15 protein-coding genes and 1 pseudogene are annotated in these 19,140 nt (G+C 55.1%); 9 read left to right on the plus strand and 7 right to left on the minus strand.

Annotated features, from left to right (window positions below; translation table 11 throughout):
* The 3 genes from B060_RS26720 to B060_RS26245 form a co-directional block, all read right to left on the minus strand.
* On the minus strand, positions 1 to 201 hold a 201-nt coding region (locus B060_RS26720), incomplete at its 3' end, for a helix-turn-helix domain-containing protein (protein ID WP_211210480.1).
* Complete coding sequence (locus B060_RS0118265; RefSeq protein WP_157405670.1) at positions 188 to 502, minus strand: hypothetical protein; 315 nt, start codon at positions 500 to 502, stop codon at positions 188 to 190. The genes B060_RS26720 and B060_RS0118265, both read right to left, overlap by 14 nt.
* A 194-nt stretch (positions 503 to 696) precedes the next feature.
* Positions 697 to 2,121, minus strand: a complete 1,425-nt coding sequence (locus B060_RS26245) for a sensor histidine kinase (protein ID WP_081606919.1) — start codon at positions 2,119 to 2,121, stop codon at positions 697 to 699.
* Between the two features lie 162 nt (positions 2,122 to 2,283).
* On the opposite strand from B060_RS26245, the gene B060_RS0118275 reads away from it, so the two are divergent.
* From B060_RS0118275 to B060_RS0118295, 5 genes are all read left to right on the plus strand, one after another.
* Complete coding sequence (locus B060_RS0118275) at positions 2,284 to 3,705, plus strand: sensor histidine kinase (RefSeq protein ID WP_081606920.1); 1,422 nt, start codon at positions 2,284 to 2,286, stop codon at positions 3,703 to 3,705.
* 28 nt (positions 3,706 to 3,733) lie between these two features.
* On the plus strand, positions 3,734 to 4,108 hold the full coding sequence (locus tag B060_RS0118280) for a response regulator (protein WP_018083250.1): 375 nt from the start codon (positions 3,734 to 3,736) through the stop codon (positions 4,106 to 4,108).
* Between the two features lie 58 nt (positions 4,109 to 4,166).
* Positions 4,167 to 5,615 (plus strand): aminotransferase class I/II-fold pyridoxal phosphate-dependent enzyme, encoded by a 1,449-nt coding sequence (locus tag B060_RS25130; RefSeq protein WP_023447387.1) that lies wholly within the window; start codon positions 4,167 to 4,169, stop codon positions 5,613 to 5,615.
* Positions 5,616 to 5,686: 71 nt separating this feature from the next.
* Positions 5,687 to 6,337: an OmpW/AlkL family protein gene (locus B060_RS26250; RefSeq protein WP_157405671.1), complete on the plus strand. Its 651-nt coding sequence runs from the start codon at positions 5,687 to 5,689 to the stop codon at positions 6,335 to 6,337.
* 168 nt (positions 6,338 to 6,505) lie between these two features.
* Positions 6,506 to 7,153: an OmpW/AlkL family protein gene (locus B060_RS0118295; RefSeq protein ID WP_018083253.1), complete on the plus strand. Its 648-nt coding sequence runs from the start codon at positions 6,506 to 6,508 to the stop codon at positions 7,151 to 7,153.
* Between the two features lie 223 nt (positions 7,154 to 7,376).
* Here the strand turns inward: B060_RS0118295 and B060_RS0118300 are convergent, their stop codons facing one another.
* Complete coding sequence (locus tag B060_RS0118300) at positions 7,377 to 9,752, minus strand: ABC transporter permease (protein WP_018083254.1); 2,376 nt, start codon at positions 9,750 to 9,752, stop codon at positions 7,377 to 7,379.
* A 1-nt stretch (position 9,753) separates the two neighbouring features.
* On the minus strand, positions 9,754 to 10,443 hold the full coding sequence (locus B060_RS0118305) for an ABC transporter ATP-binding protein (protein WP_018083255.1): 690 nt from the start codon (positions 10,441 to 10,443) through the stop codon (positions 9,754 to 9,756).
* Between the two features lie 148 nt (positions 10,444 to 10,591).
* On the opposite strand from B060_RS0118305, the gene B060_RS0118310 reads away from it, so the two are divergent.
* Together B060_RS0118310 and B060_RS26255 are read left to right on the plus strand one after the other, a co-directional pair.
* Complete coding sequence (locus B060_RS0118310) at positions 10,592 to 11,950, plus strand: sigma-54-dependent transcriptional regulator (RefSeq protein WP_018083256.1); 1,359 nt, start codon at positions 10,592 to 10,594, stop codon at positions 11,948 to 11,950.
* The gene (locus tag B060_RS26255; protein WP_018083257.1) at positions 11,940 to 13,220 is read left to right on the plus strand and encodes a sensor histidine kinase; all 1,281 of its coding nucleotides are present in this window, start codon (positions 11,940 to 11,942) and stop codon (positions 13,218 to 13,220) included. Before B060_RS0118310 ends, B060_RS26255 begins: the two co-directional genes overlap by 11 nt.
* On the opposite strand, the gene B060_RS0118320 is transcribed toward B060_RS26255, so the two are convergent.
* Positions 13,217 to 15,355: a TonB-dependent receptor gene (locus B060_RS0118320; RefSeq protein ID WP_081606924.1), complete on the minus strand. Its 2,139-nt coding sequence runs from the start codon at positions 15,353 to 15,355 to the stop codon at positions 13,217 to 13,219. The genes B060_RS26255 and B060_RS0118320 overlap by 4 nt on opposite strands.
* 331 nt (positions 15,356 to 15,686) lie before the next feature.
* Between B060_RS0118320 and B060_RS25145 the strand changes: the two genes are divergently transcribed.
* Together B060_RS25145 and B060_RS26725 are read left to right on the plus strand one after the other, a co-directional pair.
* The gene (locus B060_RS25145; RefSeq protein ID WP_018083259.1) at positions 15,687 to 16,193 is read left to right on the plus strand and encodes a M23 family metallopeptidase; all 507 of its coding nucleotides are present in this window, start codon (positions 15,687 to 15,689) and stop codon (positions 16,191 to 16,193) included.
* A gap of 318 nt (positions 16,194 to 16,511) precedes the next feature.
* Positions 16,512 to 17,726: pseudogene (locus B060_RS26725) on the plus strand (TonB-dependent receptor domain-containing protein); the annotation flags it as partial.
* A gap of 225 nt (positions 17,727 to 17,951) precedes the next feature.
* On the opposite strand, the gene B060_RS0118340 reads toward B060_RS26725, so the two are convergent.
* On the minus strand, positions 17,952 to 19,139 hold the full coding sequence (locus tag B060_RS0118340) for a DUF1501 domain-containing protein (RefSeq protein ID WP_018083262.1): 1,188 nt from the start codon (positions 19,137 to 19,139) through the stop codon (positions 17,952 to 17,954).
* Between the last annotated feature and the right edge of the window lies 1 nt (position 19,140).

Raw genomic sequence — 19,140 nt, forward strand, 5'->3', positions numbered from 1 at the left:
CCCATCGACACCCTGCTCAAGATAACGATCGCGCCAGCGGTAGGCCGTCTTCTTGGTCTTGCCCAGCGTCCGCACAATCGACGCCAAACTCGCCGCGTCCGCCCACATCAGCACGATCCGCGCACGCCAAACAAGCTTCTGCGGCGTGTTCCGGTCCGCCACCCAACCTTCCAACCGCACCCGAGCCTCAGGCGACAGCAACAGCCTTTTGTCCATGTCCATCGACACAGACTCGCATATTTGCAAGATCAAGGGAATCCATCCGTTGATTCCACAACACTAGCGAGACCTCATCATCATCAACAATCAAAATCATTCTGGAGGGCGCGCCCGGCTCTTCATGCTTTCTGTCCAGCCCTTCATCCGAAGACTTTCCAACGGTTTCAACGCTTGGTTTACGTGGCTGGTCAGTTGTCGCCGCGATGCAGAAGGGAAGGTTGCCAATCACAGAGAGCTTGGAATTGCGGGGCGGCCTTGCCCGCTGAGAGGTCAGTTTCTTCATAAGGCTTCCACCGATTACCGACTGAGTGCGCGACACAGACATGCCATCAGTTTGCACCAATTCAGATTTTAACCGACGGCAAAACGTCGCGATGCCCCTCTCTGGCGACATTTTCCGATCTATCTGAGTTTTCGACATTTCAGTTACTTTCTTGAGGGCTGAAGGCGCGACGTTCTTGCAAACCTGCTTTGATCTTAGATTGCCGCATGACCGAGTAATGACGGTCGAATCGAAGACTGATCGGAGTGAGATTCCTGCACAGTTTTACGCGCACAAGGTATGTCGATGGTGAAGCATGAACCTTCGCCGAGTTTGGATTCGGCTGTAATCCCTCCCCCCATCAAGGTGCAGAAACGCCGCGTCAGGGCCAAACCCAGCCCAGTACCGCCAAATTTATGAGAGGTATCATCCTCGACCTGAGTGAAATCGAGAAATAGCTTTTTCATGCCGTCTTCGCTCATACCGATGCCTGTGTCGCGCACCTTGATCAGCATACGCCCGCTCGATTCTGGGCCTTTATGCACAGTCAAGGTGATCGTCCCTTGCGAGGTGAATTTGGCGGCATTACTTAACAGATTAAGAATCGACTGGCGCAGTTTGAGCGCATCGGCCATGACCTTGCCCGGATCAACGGGCATGTCGAGCACGAGGCGATTTCCCTTCTTGGCGATCACCGGAGCTGTCGCCGCGATGACGTCGTGCACGAGCTGGGCAAGTTCCACCTCAGTGATTGAGATTTCCACTCGGTTCGTCTCGATCCTGGACAGGTCGAGTATATCGGTGACCAGAGCCAGAAGGTGGCGCCCTGCCGCATTGATACGTTTCAGGTCTTGCGCACGTTGGGGGTTCGCGGGTTGGTCGCCCAGATTTTCATGGAGCATTTCACTATAGCCGATAACCGCGTTCAGCGGTGTACGCAGTTCGTGGCTCATCTTAGACAGAAAGATCGACTTCTGCTGGCTCGCGAGTTCTGTATTCTTGAAGGCCTCACGCAAGGCATCGGTTTGCGCACGGTGCTCGTGGGTGGCCTTTTCAAGCTCAGCACTGACGCGCATGACCTTCTCATAATACAACGACAGGATCGTTACATAGACCAGGGCCGACAAAAGCGAGAGGAGATTGACATAGGTCAGGCTGGAGAGGGGCAGCAGCTCCGGAAAATGCCCCAGCAGCAGACGCGCGGCCACAAAGGCCGTCATTTGCGCGATCACTCCGATCAGGACCATACGCACCCGCTCGGCCAGGTAAAAAAAGCCGGTCAGAAGCGCGATCAGGAACCACGGCAAAAAGGGCGAGCTGATTCCGCCGTAATTGAATGAGCCAAAGAGGCTCATGAAGACCAGAAGCTGAACGGAAATCGTCGCTGGCCAGACAAGTGAGCGCGTCATCTTTACCATCAAGGGCAACAGCCAAAAACCGGCGACGCTGGCTTCGATGGTCCAGAACTCCCAGCCGATCGATTTGGAAGCGCCCCACAGGAACAGGATGACGGACTGCCCCATAGCTGGCCCGACCAGGTGCAGGCAGATGAAGGTGCGAACCATCATTAAGTTCGAGCGCTCCCTCCGGATTTCCTGAGGGATGAAGTAGTCCAGTATTTTGTCGACAAACCCAAGCATCTGATGACTCCCGCAATATTTTAAATAGCACGGAAGGCTTTAATTAAAGTTAAAGCACGCCTGCAATCATTTCAGACTGAATTAACTTTCTCATGTTATTTTAAGTTGAGAAATCAGGACTTATTTAATGGAACATTACCATTTATTTTGCGAGACACGTTAATGAAAACTGAAAACGTGCGCCCAAAACACAACTTAAACGCTTTTTTGGATTATTTCATCCCTAAAGAACTTCAGTCTCAGCCCGATATGCACCGACGGGCCAGAATGTTCATGTTAAGCCATGTATTCGGACCATTTCTCGGTAATTCTATTCCATTATATCTGCATTTCGTATCGCACATAGCGCTAGATTATAGGTTCTGGACCTTTACCATATCGATCGTTGCTTTTTGGGTGTACCCCTTCATACTGCGATCGACCAAGCGCTATCAGGTTCTGGCTTTTCTTTCAGTTGAAAATCTCATATTTTGCATCTTGTGGGCCTGCTACGCTTATGGCGGAATCTATTCGCCTTTCCTGCCTTGGGTTCTGATTATTCCCTTGCTGTCTTTTCTCTATTTGCCGACCACGGGCCTTATCCGCAATGTGCTCTTCATACAGATTTTTGGCAGTGTGGGCATTTTCAGCCTGCTGGTTGTAACCGGCGCACCCTTTCCTTCGATCGACCTCAAAGAGTTCCAGTTGTTAGGTCTCGTCTCGATCACCAGCGCCTCAATCTATGTGGCGATGATGGCTTTGTATTTCGCCAACGTCTATTACGCCAACGTTCTGCGCGAACAGAACGCTTTTGAGCGCGAACTCGGCAGTCTTGATGTACTCGCCGACAATCTGCGCAACCTCACCCAGGCCGCTGAACAGGCAACGGCTGCCAAGGCCGATTTTGTGGCCTCCATGAGCCATGAACTGCGCACGCCTTTGAATGCGGTGATCGGCTACAGCCAATTGTTGCTTGAGGATGCCGAGGATGAGGGCGACGAAGAAACGGCGCGCGACCTTGAGCACATATATGGCGCAGGCACGCACTTGCTAAGGCTGGTAGATGACATTCTGGACTTTTCCAAGATTGAAGCTGGTAAAATGACAACTCATGTCTCGACGGGTCAACTCGGCGAAAGCATGGATGGCGTCGCCGCCGAAATCCGTGACAGCCTGACACTGCGCAACCATAGCCTGATCTGCGAGACGTCTGACGGGGCCACCCCATTAAATCTTGACTGGCATGCCCTGAAGAAGGCCACGTCTCACCTGATCGAGGGGATCGCGACAAGCGGCAATGGTGGCGTTATCAGGATTCACAGCACCTTGCTTTCGGGGAAATATCTGCGCCTTAACATCCTCGATCCGAACGTGCGTACCGCCAAGGTTGATTCCGAAAAACTGTTCGATATTTTTTCGGATGAATCCGATACCAGCGCGACCAAGTATGGCGGCGCCGGAATCAGCATGGCGCTGAGCCTGAAGTTCGTTCAGATGATGGGCGGAGACATCAGCGCCAATGTCGATAGAAACGGCCGACGCGAATTCACCATATTGATTCCGATTACACTGGAAACCAAAAATAAGCCGCAGATGGCGGCCTGATGATCGCAACCCTTTTCTGGAATTTTTCATGACCACCGTTCTTATTGTCGAAGACAATGAAATCAATCGCGACATGTTGCGACGCCGTTTGGAGCGCAGGGGCTATGAGGTCACCTGTGCCGTCGACGGCCCGGAAGGCATCGCCATGGCCAAGGAACAGATACCGGACATCATCCTGATGGACGTGGCTCTGGGAGAGATGGACGGCTGGGAGGCAACGACTATTCTTCGAGCAGATGAGATGACGCGATCGATACCCATCATCGCTCTGACCGCCCACGCGCTGGAAAGTGATCGTCTAAAAAGTATTGAGGTCGGCTGTGCGGATTTCGAGACGAAGCCCATAGCGCTCGACATACTCATAGAGAAGATAGAAAAACACATTATTAAGCAAAACATTTAACTAAAAAATATAACCCATTCTGTATGACTTATGTATTGATACACAAATGGGGAAAATCATGGTGAATATAGATCCTTTATCTGGCGCTTTGACTGGCAGTATGCGCGACTACCGCAATATTCCCGGCGCCAATCTATTGGACAGGGCGGAAAGTTTTTATGCCTGGCAGCAATTGCGCCGTAAGGCGGGATTATGGCCGCTGGGGCGTTCGACGGAAATGGGCCCCCACAGCAAGTGTCAGGCGCGTACGGATGAAGGTGAACTTTTCGAGGGCGTTAACTTCGCCTCGCAGGATTATCTGAGCCTGTCGTCCCATCCCGCCGTTCTGGAAACCGCAGTTGAGACCATGAAGCGCTTCGGCGTCCACAGTGCTGGATCGCCCGCGCTGGTCGGCAACACTTCCTTGTCACTCGCACTCGAAGCCAAGATCGCAGCGTTTCTCAATACAGAACATGTATCGCTGTTTCCCACAGGTTGGGCCGCCGGATTTGGTGTAATCAAGGGGCTGGTTCGCGCCAATGATCATATCGTTATGGATGCTCTGGCCCACGCATGTCTGCAGGAGGGCGCGCAAGCCGCAACCAAGAACATTCACCTGTTCCGCCACAACAGCATAGAGATGGCACGCGAAAAGCTGGTGAAGATTCGGTCCACCGACACGACCAATGGCATTCTTGTCGTCACTGAAGGCCTGTTCTCGATGGATTCAGATACGCCCGATCTCATCGCCCTGCAAGAACTGGCACACGAATTCAACGCGACCCTCGTCGTTGATGTGGCGCATGATCTGGGCAGCCTCGGCAAAGACGGGCGCGGCCATATCGGTATTCAGAACATGATCGGCAAGATTGACGTCATCATGGGCAGCTTCTCCAAAACGTTCGCCTCCAACGGCGGTTTTGTAGCCTGCCGCCAGCGCGCCGTAAGGGAATATCTGCGCTACTATAGTTCGCCCAATACCTTTTCAAACGCTCTATCTCCGGCCCAGGCGGCCATAGTCGGCAAATGTTTTGATATTATCGATTCTGAAGAAGGCGCTGCCTTGCGTGGGAAGCTGATGGACAACATCCTGCTGCTACGTGAATTGCTGCAAAGTTGCAATCTCGAGACCTATGGTGACCCTTCGCCCATCGTATGCGTGAAGATGGGACAGGAAAGTCTGGCCCGCCTGACGAGCCGGCACCTGCCCGCCAACGGCCTTCTCGCTAATCTGGTGGAGTTCCCTGCCGTACCGAAGGGGCGCGCCCGCTTCCGGCTTCAGGTCATGGCCAATCATACCCCCCGCGACATCATGGATGCCATTCATAGTTTGAGTACCGCGACAGCGAGCGCCCAACTTGAAGACCTGGCGCTGAAGGCGGGCACCCTAACTTTGACCACGCTTGAAAAGCAAACCCCTTACAAGCATTTGTCTGTTCCAGCGACGGCGCTTTCCGCAAATCGTGAAACTCAACCGGCTGCGGACATCGAAAAAAATTCTTTTTCCTTAAAAGCATCAGCCGGTTAGCCGATTAAGGGGAAATTCACGCCTTTGGGATATAGTGCTTGGGATTAGAGTATTTAAAAATGGGCTGCAGTATGAATAACAAGCTTTTCTCAACCGCCATTGCAATGGTAGCTTTGCTCGGTTGCCCAATGGTTGCAATGGCAGAGGCACCGGCCAAAGGCTTCGTACATTTGGGGTTGGCTCACGGCAAGCTCGCCGACAAAGGCACGACCTATTCTGACGGTGTCGCCATTCCGGGGGGCGGATCCAAATCAAATGAATACTGGCCTGTGGTCCTTGAAGGCGGCTATTTTGTTTCACCGCACTTCGCTCTGCAAGGATCGATCAGCACGCCGGAAACCACGCATAACATCCCAACCGGAAGCATGGCGGGGCTGCCCAATCTCGGCGATGACCAGTTCACCAATCTGACGTTCACCGCGACCTATCATCCGTGGCGCGGTGCCAAAATCTCGCCCTATATCGGTGCGGGCTTCATCGGACACATTACGCTACGCGAACAGGATGGACTTGTTAAGAACCTGCACGTCCAAAGCACGTCCGGCACGGTCATACAGGCGGGTTTCGATTACAGCCTGACCTCGCGTTACGGACTTTATTTCGACGTTAAAAAAGCAACCTACACCGCCAAGGCGTGGGGTGATCTCGGCGCCAGTAAAATTACCGCAACGACTATACTTGATCCGGTCATCGTTCAGGCTGGAGCATCGTGGCGCTTCTAGGGCATTTCCCGATCAAATTGGTCGTACAATGCCCTACTATTTTTTGTTTTTTCGCAATTTTTTACGAAAACCGGAATCCGTTTTTTTTCGAAAATTGCTCTCAAGACCGCCGTAGACGTGCCTGATGTTCAGACAATCTACATTGTGAAAGTAAGACGGAGAGTCGGTGTGAAAAAGATTTTTGTAACCCTTGCCGGGACGATTTTGGCGTGTCAAGCGGGCTCGGCTTTTGCAGGCGACACAGATCGCACCTGGATTGTTCGCGCCGGCATTACACAGCTCACGCTCTCTGATAAGCTTGACCTGACCGTTGGGGGTGCCACTGTACCGGGTGCGGCTCTTAATACCAAGACCCACTACACACCCTCGATCCAGATCAGTCGTTTCCTGACCGACCATTGGGCATTTTCCGCCACAGTAGGCATACCGCCCCACATCAAGCTCAATGGCGGCGGAACCGTAGCGGCCTATGGCAAACTGGGCGAGACGACGTACGGCCCTACAGCCTTCACGATGCAATATCATCCGCTGCGTGAAGGTACGGTCAGACCCTATGTCGGCCTGGGCGCCAGCTACATGATCATTTTTTCGACCAAAGATGCCGCCCTGCAAAACGTCAAGATGACCAACGACCTGGCGCCTGCTATCGAATTGGGCTCTGACTTCATGTTCGACGAACGCCACGGCATGTTCCTCGAAGTCAAAAAAGCGTGGCTGTCGTCGAAGGCTACCGGGACCCTGGGCGGCTATCCTGTCGTCGGCAAGGCCTCCGTTGCTCCCCTGGTCGTGAGTGCGGGCACCAATTTTCGCTTTTAAGGCCTGTCCATTCTAACAGATATTGCGGCTCGTTGGCTCGCATTTTATTGTGCGTTTGCCCATGCCGAAAGCTGAGCCTGAAGCCGATCTTGTTACGGATAAAATCTCGACTACGATTGTCCCTTTTTCCCAGGGTTTTAAGCACAAAATCAGGGGTTTCCACTTTAGGTGCCGATCTACAAGGCCATTCATTGGCGGCAATGACTGGTGTGGTAAAGTAGACCTATTCATATCGTAACGCCTTCGCAGGCTTGCCGGCAGCTATGATAAGGGCATGTAGGCAAACCGTCAGCCATGCGATGGCGAGCGCACACGCGCTTGATGCCGCAAATATCCAAAGCTCCATATCAACATGTGAGGCGAAGCCACTGAGCCATTGCCCCATCAGCATATAGGCTATGGGCCATGCCAGCAGATTTGCGGCGACGACAGGCACCATGTACCGCCTCACAAGCCACTCAACGATATCGCTACGTCCCGCTCCCATGGCCTTTCGGATACCGATTTCCCGGGTGCGCTGTTCAGCTGCGACCGCCGATAATCCGAACAGGCCGAGGCATGCCACCATGAGGGCTGCGCCAGCGCAGCACGCCACAAACGCGGACAGGTTTTGCATGTCGGAGAACTCCCTCGCGACGTAGCCCTTCAGGGAATAAATAGATTTCGGTTGGTTGCCGAGACGGGTCCAGACTGCCTCGATTACAGACCGGGTTTGACGCCTGCGATCGGGTCGCAGCTTGATGCTCATCAATTCCATTGGATAGGGCATGATGCCAAACGCCGCCGCAGGCACCGATTGGCGAACGGATTCAACGGAAAAGTCTGGAACAACGCCGATGACCTGAACAGAATGGCGGGTGTTGCCTTCGGTGACCGTCACTGTCTTTTCGATAGCGGCGACTGGCGAAGGAAACCCTGACGCCTTCACGGCAGCTGCATTCAGAATTACATGACGCAACTGATAGGCCGCAGCATCATCGGTAGGCGGATCGTTGTCCCAGGCGCCTTTGTCTTTAGGAAGGGTGCGATCGAATAGCCGGCCGGCAAGTGGTTTGACGCCGTAAAGTTCGAAAAAACCGTAGTCGACATAATCTGCCTGCAACGCAAGTGGCCCTTGCCTCTTCCTGTTCGCCATTTCGGTCTGCCCGAGCGCATTCCAGGACGAACATGTGGTAGCCTCGACGCCCGGAATCCGGACAATTTCGTTGCGCAAAGCAGGGTTACATGTCCAAGCGATCAGGACGCCATCCATGTTCAGGCGCGTGCCTGCGTCCTTCGCATAGCCGGTCTGACGGTAGATAACGGCGGAGCAGATCATCAATGTGATCAAGAGCGCAAACTGGACCACGACGACAACCTGACGCCCACGTTCACCGGCACGACCTACCATCGGAGCTGTTCGCAACACCTGAGCCGGCCGAAATCCAGAAAGGATCAACGCCGGGTAGGTCGCAGCCAGCGCACCGGTGACCAGCCAGATCAAAAGGATGAGGCCTATGAGTTCGATATCCCGAATCCAATTGAAGCCGATGTTGCGGTTCAAAAGTGCATTCATCGGGCCGATCAGTTGTTCAACGACAGCCACGCCTATGATCAGGCCTATTGTGATGTGGAGCAGGTTTTCGCCCACGAACTGGAGAATGAGGTCGCCTTGCCTGGCACCGGCGACCTTGCGAACCCCCACCTCCACGAGGCGCCTTGTCATGCGCGCTGTAAACAGGGTGATGAAATTGATGGCCGCAATGAGCATGACCAGTCCGCCTACCCCGCAAAGCGCGATGATCATGGACGGTTCTACCGGCGGATTTTCCATTCCCCGGATATCTGGCCTTTGATGCAGTTTAGTAATCGGCACCAGGTCCAGCGATGCGCTCTCTATATTCGTGCCTGGACGCAAACGCACATAGGTATGTGTGTTCCCGCCGCCGATACAGGTCGAGCATGGCCACGCAGGACGATAGTTGAAGGTCGAAAAGGCGGCGCGCCCGGACACTAGGATTTCAGCGGTCCAAGTCGTCTCGGCAGGCAAGTCCTTCAACACCGCCATGATCCGCAGACTGTGCGTCCCCCTCGGATCGCTGAGGGGACTGATCTCAATGGTTTCTCCGATCGGGTTCTCCTTGCCAAAATATGCCAAGGCTATCTTGCGCGTTATCACCGCACTGTCTGGAGCGTCGAGGGCACCGTCAAACACTCCATAGAGCGCCGGCCATGGTATAACGGAGGCGATATCCGGGTCAGCATAGGCAAAATTTTCGACATGCCGCGAAGGCTTGCCGTCATGGGACACGATGCCCTGATCTTCCGCCATCCGCGCAACCGCGTCGATATTGGAACGCGCCAGTAACTGCGCGGCCAATGCGGGTGGCGTCGACGCAAAGCCAATAGGTTCGCCGCGAGGCCCTGAGGCACGTGCAACCGCCAGATAGGTATGATCAGCACCTGGCAACCCACTGTCGAAGCTCAATTCGTTGCGAACGTAAAGAGCGATCAGGATAACGGTTGCGAAACCCAGCGCTAGGCCAGCAATATTGATGGCGGCGTAAAGCCGGTTGTATGCCAGATGGCGAAGGGCGGCCGCCAAATAGGTTCTGAACATTCTAGAGGCCCATATCAGTTTCGCTGACGATGCGACCGTCGAGCATCCTGACCACACGACTCGCCGCTGCGGCATAGGCCAGCGAATGGGTAACCATGACGAGTGTAGTCCCTTTGGCGTTCAAACCTGTAAGAAGCTCGATGATAGCATCGCCATTGGCGGAATCGAGACTACCGGTTGGCTCATCGGCCAGGATCAGGCGCGGATTAGAGACAAGCGCCCGAGCGACGGCGACGCGCTGCTGCTGCCCACCTGAAAGTTGCTTCGGAAGGAACCCCGCTCGGTGTGAAAGGCCAACCTGGGCTAAAGCGTCAGCAATCCGCTCGCGCCTTTGCGCGCCTGGCATACGACGATAGATCAGTCCGATCTCGACATTCTCTTCCGCCGTCAAGTCTTCAATCAGGTTAAAGCTCTGAAAGACAAAACCGATGGAAGCGCGGCGGAGTTCCGTGAGGCGCTTTTCCGGATATCGCGCCACCTCCTCGCCCTCAAAAACATACGAGCCAGAGGAAGGGCTGTCCAGGAAGCCCACTATATTCAGAAGCGTCGACTTACCGCAGCCCGACGGTCCCATGACGGCCAGAAATTCACCCTCCCTCACCTCCAGCGTCACGCCTTCGAGCACACGGGTCTCAACCTCGCCCGTCTGGTAGGTGTGGGATATATCCTCCAGCTTCAGCATCGCGGTCATGGCATCGTATATCCAGTGTCAACAGCCCCCAAACTACCACAGGTTTTGGCGAGTGGCATCGGGTCGCGTGACATTGTTTTCATTGCAAATTTTACGTCTTACAAATTCGAGTGTACAATATCGGACGCGATAGTGTACGATTTCAGCTATGAACTCCAGCGGTCATATTCTTATTGTCGACGATGATGCTGGCGTATGCCTGGCGGCCCGTCTTGCTCTCGTGTCCCATTTTACGCAGATCGAAACCTTCAATGCACCCGACGGGCTCGACGAAGTTATCGTCTCCCGCGACATCGACGCCATCCTTTTGGATATGAACTTTCGTCCCGGCGCCAATTCCGGCCAGGATGGCCTCGATTGGCTCGACCGACTCCATCGCCTGGACCCATCCTTGTCGATTGTCATGATGACCGCCTTTGGCGGGGTGACCCTGGCTGTCGAAACGCTCAAGCGCGGCGCAGTCGATTTCGTGCTAAAGCCATGGCAAAATGAGAAGCTAATTGCCACGCTCTCAGCGGCTGTCGCCCTGACCCACGCAAAGCGCGAGGCCGAAACCCTGCGCCTGCGCGGCGCAGAGTCCGCCATTCGTCCTGGAATGATGATTGGCAATGCGCCATCGCTCTCTCCGGTGCTGCGTCATGTGCGCCGTATTGCCCCCACTGACGCCATAGTCTCAATCGTGGGCGAAAATGGCACAGGCAAGGAGACCATGGCCCGTGAAATTCATCGCCTGTCGTCACGCTCACATCTACCTTTCGTCGCCGTTGACCTGGGAACTGTGCCCGAAGCTTTCGTTGAGAGTGAGTTGTTCGGGCACCGTCGCGGCGCGTTTGGAGGTGCCGACGCAGACCGCGCAGGGCGCTACCAGGCGGCCCATGGCGGAACGCTCTACCTTGATGATATAGGGAGCTTGCCGCTGCACCTTCAAAAAAGGCTCCTGCACGTCATCGAGCATCAAGAGGTTCTGCCAATCGGCGCGACGAAGCCTGTAAAGGTCAATGTACGGCTCATCGTGTCCAGCCAGAGACCGCTCAATGAGCGGGTTGAGGCGGAGATGTTCAGGTCAGACCTGTCCATGCGCCTTGATACCGTTCGGATTTGCGTCCCACCCCTGCGCGACCGGCGAGAAGACATCCCGGCACTTCTTGAACATTTTTTGAGTCTCTATGCGCGCAAGCACAATCTGCCGCGCCGGCGCGCTTCGGGAGACGTATTGAAATGGATCGAGTCCTACGATTGGCCCGGCAATATTCGCGAATTGCGCCACGCGACGGAGCGCGCCACCCTGCTTTTGGGAGACGAAAGGCTTCACCTTGAGGATTTTCCCTTCCTCTTCACGTCAAGGACGCCGGCATCGGAAGGCGGCTCCTACAATCTCGATGAGATCGAACGCGTCGCCATCGGCCGCGCCATGTCAGATTTCGATGGCAATATCACGCTGGCCGCAACCGCGTTGGGGCTAACCCGCCCTGCCCTTTATCGCAGGCTGGAAAAGCATGGCTTCTGAAAGGATTCCGGACCGGTATGTGTTGAGTCTGGCTGCAAGGGCATTGGCTATCGGCCTGCTCGGCTTTGGAATGGGCGAAATGCTCCTTTTGCAGCGCTTCGCGAGTGCTCTCGTCCTTGTTGCCTTGGCGCTGGCCGTCGCACTCGATCTCAACCGCCAGATCCACCAGGTCGATCGGACGCTAAGCCGCTTTGTTAGCGCGATCGAAGCTGGGGACCCCGAACTTCCGCTGACGAGCCGCGGCGGCTTCGCCCGCCTCGATCAAGCCATGCGCGTGCTGCACGACAGCCTCATACGATCGCGTCACAAGCGGCAAGCTGACACCGACTATCTCCACGCCCTAACCGACACCGTATCTGCAGCGCTTATTGTCATCGAACCCGATGGTCGGATCGTAAGATTGAACCGCGCCGCCAACGCACTATCGGAACACACGCTTCTCGAAGGTGACAACGCCCGAAAGCTGCGAGCCATGGCGCCGGGGGAGCGGTTCGTGATCCGGCTCAATCAGGCTCAGCGCAGCCTAGCTCTGGCTGCCTCATTCGCGGTTGATGGAAAGACGCACAAACTCGTCTCGCTGCAAAATATCGAAAGCGAACTCGATGCCACAGAGGTCAAGGCGTGGCAGGACCTAGTACGTATTCTGGCGCACGAAATGATGAATTCACTAACCCCCATAGCGTCCCTGGCGCAAAGCTTGCGACCCATGGTCGGCGAAAGCAATACCCTAGTGGTGGAAGCCATTGACGTCATTGGCCAGCGCAGCGCAGGCCTCATGCGCTTCGTCGAACGCTATCGCGAGGCCGCTGAGCTCCCACGTGCGAATATCCGCACAGTTGATCTAGCGGAGGCACTGAAAGCGCTGGAGCGATTGATGGCCCCGGGCTTGGCCGAACACATGATCACCTGCACCTGGCCCCCTTTTCGCACCGACATGACCATCCGAGCGGACCCCCAGTTGCTGGAACAAGCCCTGATCAACATTCTGCGAAACGCCATGGACGCTGTAGCACAAGCGCCCTTGCCGCGCATCGACGTCAGCGCCGTGGCAGAACAAGATCAAATCGTCATCAGCATTGCCGACAATGGGGCGGGGCTTCCCATTGAACTGTACGACCGCATATTTGTGCCCTTCTTCACCACCAAGGTGGACGGGTCCGGTATCGGGCTCAGCCTGACACGCCAGATCGTCGCCGCCCATGGCGGACAAATCGAAGTCCGCCCCCACCTGCCCCAAGGTACGGAATTCCGGCTCTACCTGCCCGCTTAAGAGCCGTGGCCGAACTTGTAGATGAGGCTCATCATCAGACCAGGACGCTGCGTACGAGTTACGGACTGAGTTTCGCCATCCGGCGTGACGAACAGGCGCTGCTGTTTAGATGAGTTCAGCAAGTCGAAGCCGCGGACGGCAAAGGCCCACTGGGGGTTAAATCTGTGCCGATAAGCAAAGTCGAGCCGATCAAACCCCGTCGTATAGCCCTGCAAGGCCAGCGTCTTGCCAGCGGCGCTATAGGTCAGTTGTAACCAATCCTTCGTCGTCGGCGTATATTCGAGGACCGCATTGCCCGAATAGGTCACACCCGCCCGGCGAAGCATTTGCCCGCCCGTTATCCCGACAACGTCGTTATCGAAGACGTTGAGGTTAAACGAGTACTGAAGGTGCTTGGTTACATCACCCTTGGCGGTGAATTCACCTCCTGCCGCCGTGCTATGGGTCGCATTAACCGATGACGCGATAATGATCTGATCATCGGTGAAAGTCCTTGCTGGCACGATGGTATTGTAGGATTTTCGGTAATACAGAGTGCCATTCGAACTGAACTTTCCGCTCTCGTATTCATAACCGGTCTCGAACGAATCCGTGTCCTGCGGCTTGAGGTAAGGGTTGCCGACATGGGCGAATTGTTTGGAATAGTAGACGGTCGAAGGATCGAGGACCCATGGCATCGGCTTCTGGGTCCGATGACTGTAGCTGGCGACAAGTTTTAGCTGATCGGTCAGGAAGCGGTTGACATGAAGTGATGGCAACCAGCGCACATAATCGCGTCCTGCATCAAAATTCGACGAGACCAGGTTAACGTCCCACTGGTTTGACTCGATCCTGAGACCTGGCATGATGCCCCATTTGCCAAACTGCATTTGGTAAGTGACGTAGGCTGCCGCCGAACGAGCGGTGAATCGAAGAAACGCCGTTTGGTCGGCTTGGCCCGGGACAAGTTCAGACAGCCCCTGGGTCGTGCGCCAGAGTCGCTTATCTCGATCATCAAAGCTGAAACCTGTTTTGAGACTACTCCCGTTTTTGAGGGGCCGCTCGTAATCAACGGTGAAAGCAGTTTCGGCTTCGGGCGCTTTTACAGTTTGCAGATAGGTAAGATCAGGCCGAGCCGGCAGGTCGAAGCTATAGGTATGTATGGTGGTTTCAGGCGATTCCGTATGCGTCCGGATCAGGTTCATCGTGAGTTGCTCGCCGTCGGCCTTTCCAACGTGTTCGTAAGTGGCCTCGAACTCTGTCACAAACTCCTGGCTCGGATCGATGCCAGCGTCCGTGTAGTTTTCAACGACATGGCCATCGCTGTCTATCTTGCGACTTGTCGCGCTGTCTTTGACCATTTTCCAGGCATTGTTCGCGCTGATTTTGACGCTGATCTTGTCGAGGTCCGTTATCTGATCGTCGATTTGCAGGTTTGCATAGGACTGGCGACGCACCATGTCGCTTACCTCAGAGCCATGGGACGTTTCCGTCCCGCCGCCGTCCGAAAACCACGACTGATCGCCATCTTCCCGCGACCTCTCCCTGGTTTGATTGGTGCCAGCCGCCGCAGCGATCGACCACTTTCCGATTTTGTAGGCGGCGGAAGCATCCAGATTAAACCGACCATCGCCGTCACTGCGAACATTTACGCTCCCGTTCAGTCCATCGGGGCGTTTCTTTTTCAAAATGATATTGATAACGCCCCCCGCACCCTCGGAGTCGAATTGCGCCGAAGGGTTAGTGACAATCTCGATACGGTCAATTTGCGCCGGGGTCAGGTTTCTAAGAACGGCCGGGTTCGCGGCGTGACCGTCGATCAGGACCTTGACCTGAGTATTTCCTCGCAATGCGATAGCGCCATGCGGGTCGATCGTCACAGATGGGATGCGGCTCAAGACGTCGTTCAATGTCGCAAAGCCCGAATGCGGGCTGTTACTTACATTATAGACGCGACGATCGATCTTGTTGGTGACTGCCCGCTTGGCGCCTTTGACAACCACGGTCGTGCTCTCCGTAGGCGCCGGCTTATCGGCCGGCGGTGTCGGGGTTTGCCCAAAGGCAGTGGGCGGAACAATGAACATGAGCGCAATACCGATCGCTCCACGAGAAACCGCATATCGAAGGACAAGGCATTCTTTTGCACGCGCGATCATTCGCAACTCCCCAGTGAATGGTAAAAACACAGGATATACGGATCGCACGGCATTTAGCCGAAGGTATTAAGCATTGAATTTATTAGACAATATACGACATACAACAAAATTCGTCCAAAAACGGACGCATTCTTTGTACATTTATGGACGCTTGGTTGATTTCAACGGTAGTGATCAATTTTGGTCGAAGGGCCGTCCGAAATCGGACGCGCCGCCCACAAACTGAAACAATATTTAAATAAACCAAATACTTAATGTTCTTAGCTGTGAGAGACCTAATCGGATATTCTGATCTCAGTTCAACACATTCAGATTATCGTTGGAGACTTACATGCTTGGTACAGACCCTATGCGCCGTCGCCTTTCATTCGCTACTTTCGGCTTAGCGACCTTTCTTCTTGCGGCAGGCCATGCCTTGGCCCAACCCACGCCGTCAGCGCCCCCTAGTTTTAGCATCCCTGTCGATGGCACGGTCGGAGAAGGATTCGGCCCGCGTATGAACCCTGCGGATGGCCAACCGAAATTTCATCAGGGTCTGGACTTCATCGCTCCGATCGGCACCCAGGTGAAGGCCTCCGCCGCAGGAACCGTCAGTTTTGTTGGAGACCTACCGGGCTTCGGGACCGTTATCAAAATCGACCATAATGCTGGAATGGCCACGCGCTATACACATCTTAGCCGGACAGACGTCAAGGAAGGCGATACCGTATCGGCAGGTCAGGTCATTGGTGCCGTTGGAAAATCCGGATGGGGAAGCCAACCGCAGCTTCATTTCGAAATCTGGCGAGACGGCGAACCCCAGAATCCGGCTGACCTTCTTCAACTCCCAGCTCACTGACAGGGTCGGCTCTCAGAAGATTAGCCAGTTGAAGACAGACGCGGAGAGTTGCTCATCGCCACGAGCTGCGCCTAGGTGGGCCGGTCGCCTCCAATCTGTTGATTTGCGCTGAGAACTTCCCCCGAGGCATGCGGACGAAAACTTGCCCCACCAGAAGATAGTCTGCCCTAAACTGCTTCTTTGCGAACACCGTCGGTACACCTACTCAGCAAGTGCGCCTCGATTTTCCGCCCACGCCGCGCGTGTTCAGGACGTACAATCGAGATTGCTTAGCTGAATAATTTTTGACCCTGTCAAGGCCTACTACATTCGACCGGATCCAAAGGCACGACCCTTACGATTGACGCGGACGATGACAGAAATTTTTTTCCATATAGCGAAGATACTCAGACCAATTACCTTTTTGGTGGGCAGGCACGATTTGGCCAAAGGTCCACATATCTGGGAGGTGGAAATAACTATAGCGCGGATTTGGAACAACAGTTTGCGCACGGTCGTGCACTTACCGCCGGAATAGCCTACACGCCTCACTATGCGCACATTAATCGCTTGTATTATGATACGGGCGAAGTGCAAGGCCCCTATGTTGATGGTCTGGACCATGACTTTCTGGGCAGACGCGGCGTTTTAAGCGCCTACACCACCTGGTTGCAGCCTGTGGGTAATTGGACAACGTTGTGGGGACTCCGTGTTGAGAACGAAAAACTATACATTCGCTCGGACGGCACCACAGTTGAACGTTCCGATGGCACTGTTTACCCATCTTTGAATGTGATGCACGGCGTGAGTGAAAACGCCAAAATGAAGTTAAGCTACAGCCGCCGGGTGGACCCACCAGGGATATTTTCTTACGATCCCGGCTACTGGACCTCGACCTCTGAGCTGAGATATAGCGGCAATCCAGATTTGAAATCGCCCAAAACGGACTCTCTTGAGGTCCAATATGTTTATGCCCTGAAGGATATCAATTTCGAGAGCTCTATTTTTTCACGAACCACGCACGACTTTTTAACGCGGCGCAGCTTTGTCGCCAGCGATGGTGTGATTGTTATCCAACCTGTCAACGAAGGCCAGAGCCGCTCGTCAGGCGGGGAAATAACCCTAAAGGCGTCTGCCAGCCCGAAACTCAAATACTCGCTGAACCTGACCCTGCTGCGTAATGAAATTCCTATGTATGCAGGCAGCATACGTGACTACGTCACTATGAACGGAAATCTGCTATTGGAATATGAGCGCGGGGCGCGTGGAAAGCTTAAGGGGGACGTGTATCAGCTGAAACTCAACTACACGGGCCGGAGTTATAATCCTCAGGGCTACACCGCTGCTTATCACGCGCTGAATTTGACATGGCAGCATCCTATCACACCCAAATTGACGCTTGTTATGGATGGTATAGACGTAACAAACGGTGCAACGTCAGTTCAGGTCGTCGATACGCCAGCCTTGAGATATCGCACCAGACAGACGGCATTCGGCCCCTATTTACGGGTAGGACTCGCTTACAAATTTGCAGGCAATCAAGAGGCGCATTGAACGACAAGTCCGATGAGAGGCCCTTCAGGCCCGCAGACAGCACCGCACGGATCACACGCCCGCCATGGCCGCGCGCCATTCATGGTGCGCTGTCTCGTTATTTAAGAGTGCTTAGCCAGGCGCCCCAATCCCTGGTTGCCGCTTAAGCTATAGCCAGTCCCGGTCCAGGGTCCGTGATCCAGGCTAGCTACCGGCGGCTTTCAGGACGTTCCAAGAACGATAAGATCAGACGATCAAGCCACGCATCGGTGCGACACCAGCGGAATCGGGAAAGACACGCCTGGCAAGCGCCGATGATGACGTATCGTATAGCTCGGCCATCAAACCTTTGGCAACAGCACGGAGGTCTGTCGTCGGTGTCAGGTCGCGCCCCTGATAGAGCTGCGCCGCTTTCAGGCCCGGCCAGTCGGCGATCACACGGCCGCCCTTGACCGCGCCGCCGGTCAGAAAGGCCATGGTGGCCGTGCCGTGATCCGTGCCTTGGGTGCCGTTCACCGCGGCGGTACGTCCGAATTCTGTCACCACCAATATGGCCGTCTGGTTCCACACCGGTCCAAGCGTCGTCTCAAACGCACCCAATGCGTTATCGAAGCCGGTCAACAATTGGGTCAGGCGTTGCGCTTCTCTGGCGTGTGTGTCCCAGCCTTCGAACGCCAGGGCCGCAACGCGCGGCCCATCGGCGGCCGTCAACAGACGCGCCGTGCCCTCTGCCATCGCGACCATGGTTTTCGGATCACCCGCGCCGCCCATGGCGGTAATTGGGGTCTGCCCGGAGGCGATCTTGCCGGTTTTTATCGCTTCATCGAGTAGACTGGCTAAGGCGGGATCGGATTTTGTGTACAGGTCCATCAGGCGCGGTGCCAGATCGGGATCGGCGGCTCTAAGCGTCGAAGGCGCCCAGCCGAGCACATCGGCTGGGCCGCGCATGATCAACGGCGTGGTCGAGCCGATACCGAGACCTTTCGAGCCGACCTTCTGTTCCGCCGGCAGCGTTTCCAGAAAGCGGTTCAGCCAACCGGATTCCGTGTGCCCCGGAACGGAATAGCCGGATTCCAGCACGTCCTGGCCATCGAAATGCGAGCGGTCACGATAGGGCGAGGCGCAAGCGTGCAGGATGGTTGCCTGCCCTGCGTGGTATTGGCGCGCCAGATTGACAAGCGACGGATGAAGACCGAACAAGTCGTTGAGCGGCAGAGCTGCCGCCTTATCAACCGCGAGGTCACCGCGCAAACTAGCGTAGTCAGGATCACCGATGGGGGGCACTGCAGTCAGCCCATCCAACGCACCGCGTAAGACGATGACGATCAGGCGCGGATCCCGGCTTCCGGCGGCCTGTCCGATGACGGGGATAAGGCCGCCGAAGGCGGCGGTCACACTTAGAGTGGTCAGCAATTGTCGGCGGTCGATACGCATC

The organism is Asticcacaulis benevestitus DSM 16100 = ATCC BAA-896 (genome assembly GCF_000376105.1).
GTDB lineage: Bacteria > Pseudomonadota > Alphaproteobacteria > Caulobacterales > Caulobacteraceae > Asticcacaulis > Asticcacaulis benevestitus.

Bases quoted from the DNA above. Each gene is read 5' to 3' on its own strand.
- B060_RS0118300 (WP_018083254.1), bottom strand. From the start codon at position 9,752: ATGTTCAGAACCTATTTGGCGGCCGCCCTTCGCCATCTGGCATACAAC.
- B060_RS0118305 (WP_018083255.1), bottom strand. From the start codon at position 10,443: ATGACCGCGATGCTGAAGCTGGAGGATATATCCCACACCTACCAGACG.
- B060_RS26245 (WP_081606919.1), bottom strand. From the start codon at position 2,121: ATGCTTGGGTTTGTCGACAAAATACTGGACTACTTCATCCCTCAGGAA.
- B060_RS26255 (WP_018083257.1), top strand. From the start codon at position 11,940: ATGGCTTCTGAAAGGATTCCGGACCGGTATGTGTTGAGTCTGGCTGCA.
- B060_RS0118265 (WP_157405670.1), bottom strand. From the start codon at position 502: ATGAAGAAACTGACCTCTCAGCGGGCAAGGCCGCCCCGCAATTCCAAG.
- B060_RS25145 (WP_018083259.1), top strand. From the start codon at position 15,687: ATGCTTGGTACAGACCCTATGCGCCGTCGCCTTTCATTCGCTACTTTC.
- B060_RS0118340 (WP_018083262.1), bottom strand. From the start codon at position 19,139: ATGCGTATCGACCGCCGACAATTGCTGACCACTCTAAGTGTGACCGCC.
- B060_RS0118275 (WP_081606920.1), top strand. From the start codon at position 2,284: ATGAAAACTGAAAACGTGCGCCCAAAACACAACTTAAACGCTTTTTTG.
- B060_RS0118320 (WP_081606924.1), bottom strand. From the start codon at position 15,355: ATGATCGCGCGTGCAAAAGAATGCCTTGTCCTTCGATATGCGGTTTCT.
- B060_RS0118310 (WP_018083256.1), top strand. From the start codon at position 10,592: ATGAACTCCAGCGGTCATATTCTTATTGTCGACGATGATGCTGGCGTA.
- B060_RS0118280 (WP_018083250.1), top strand. From the start codon at position 3,734: ATGACCACCGTTCTTATTGTCGAAGACAATGAAATCAATCGCGACATG.
- B060_RS25130 (WP_023447387.1), top strand. From the start codon at position 4,167: ATGGTGAATATAGATCCTTTATCTGGCGCTTTGACTGGCAGTATGCGC.
- B060_RS26250 (WP_157405671.1), top strand. From the start codon at position 5,687: ATGAATAACAAGCTTTTCTCAACCGCCATTGCAATGGTAGCTTTGCTC.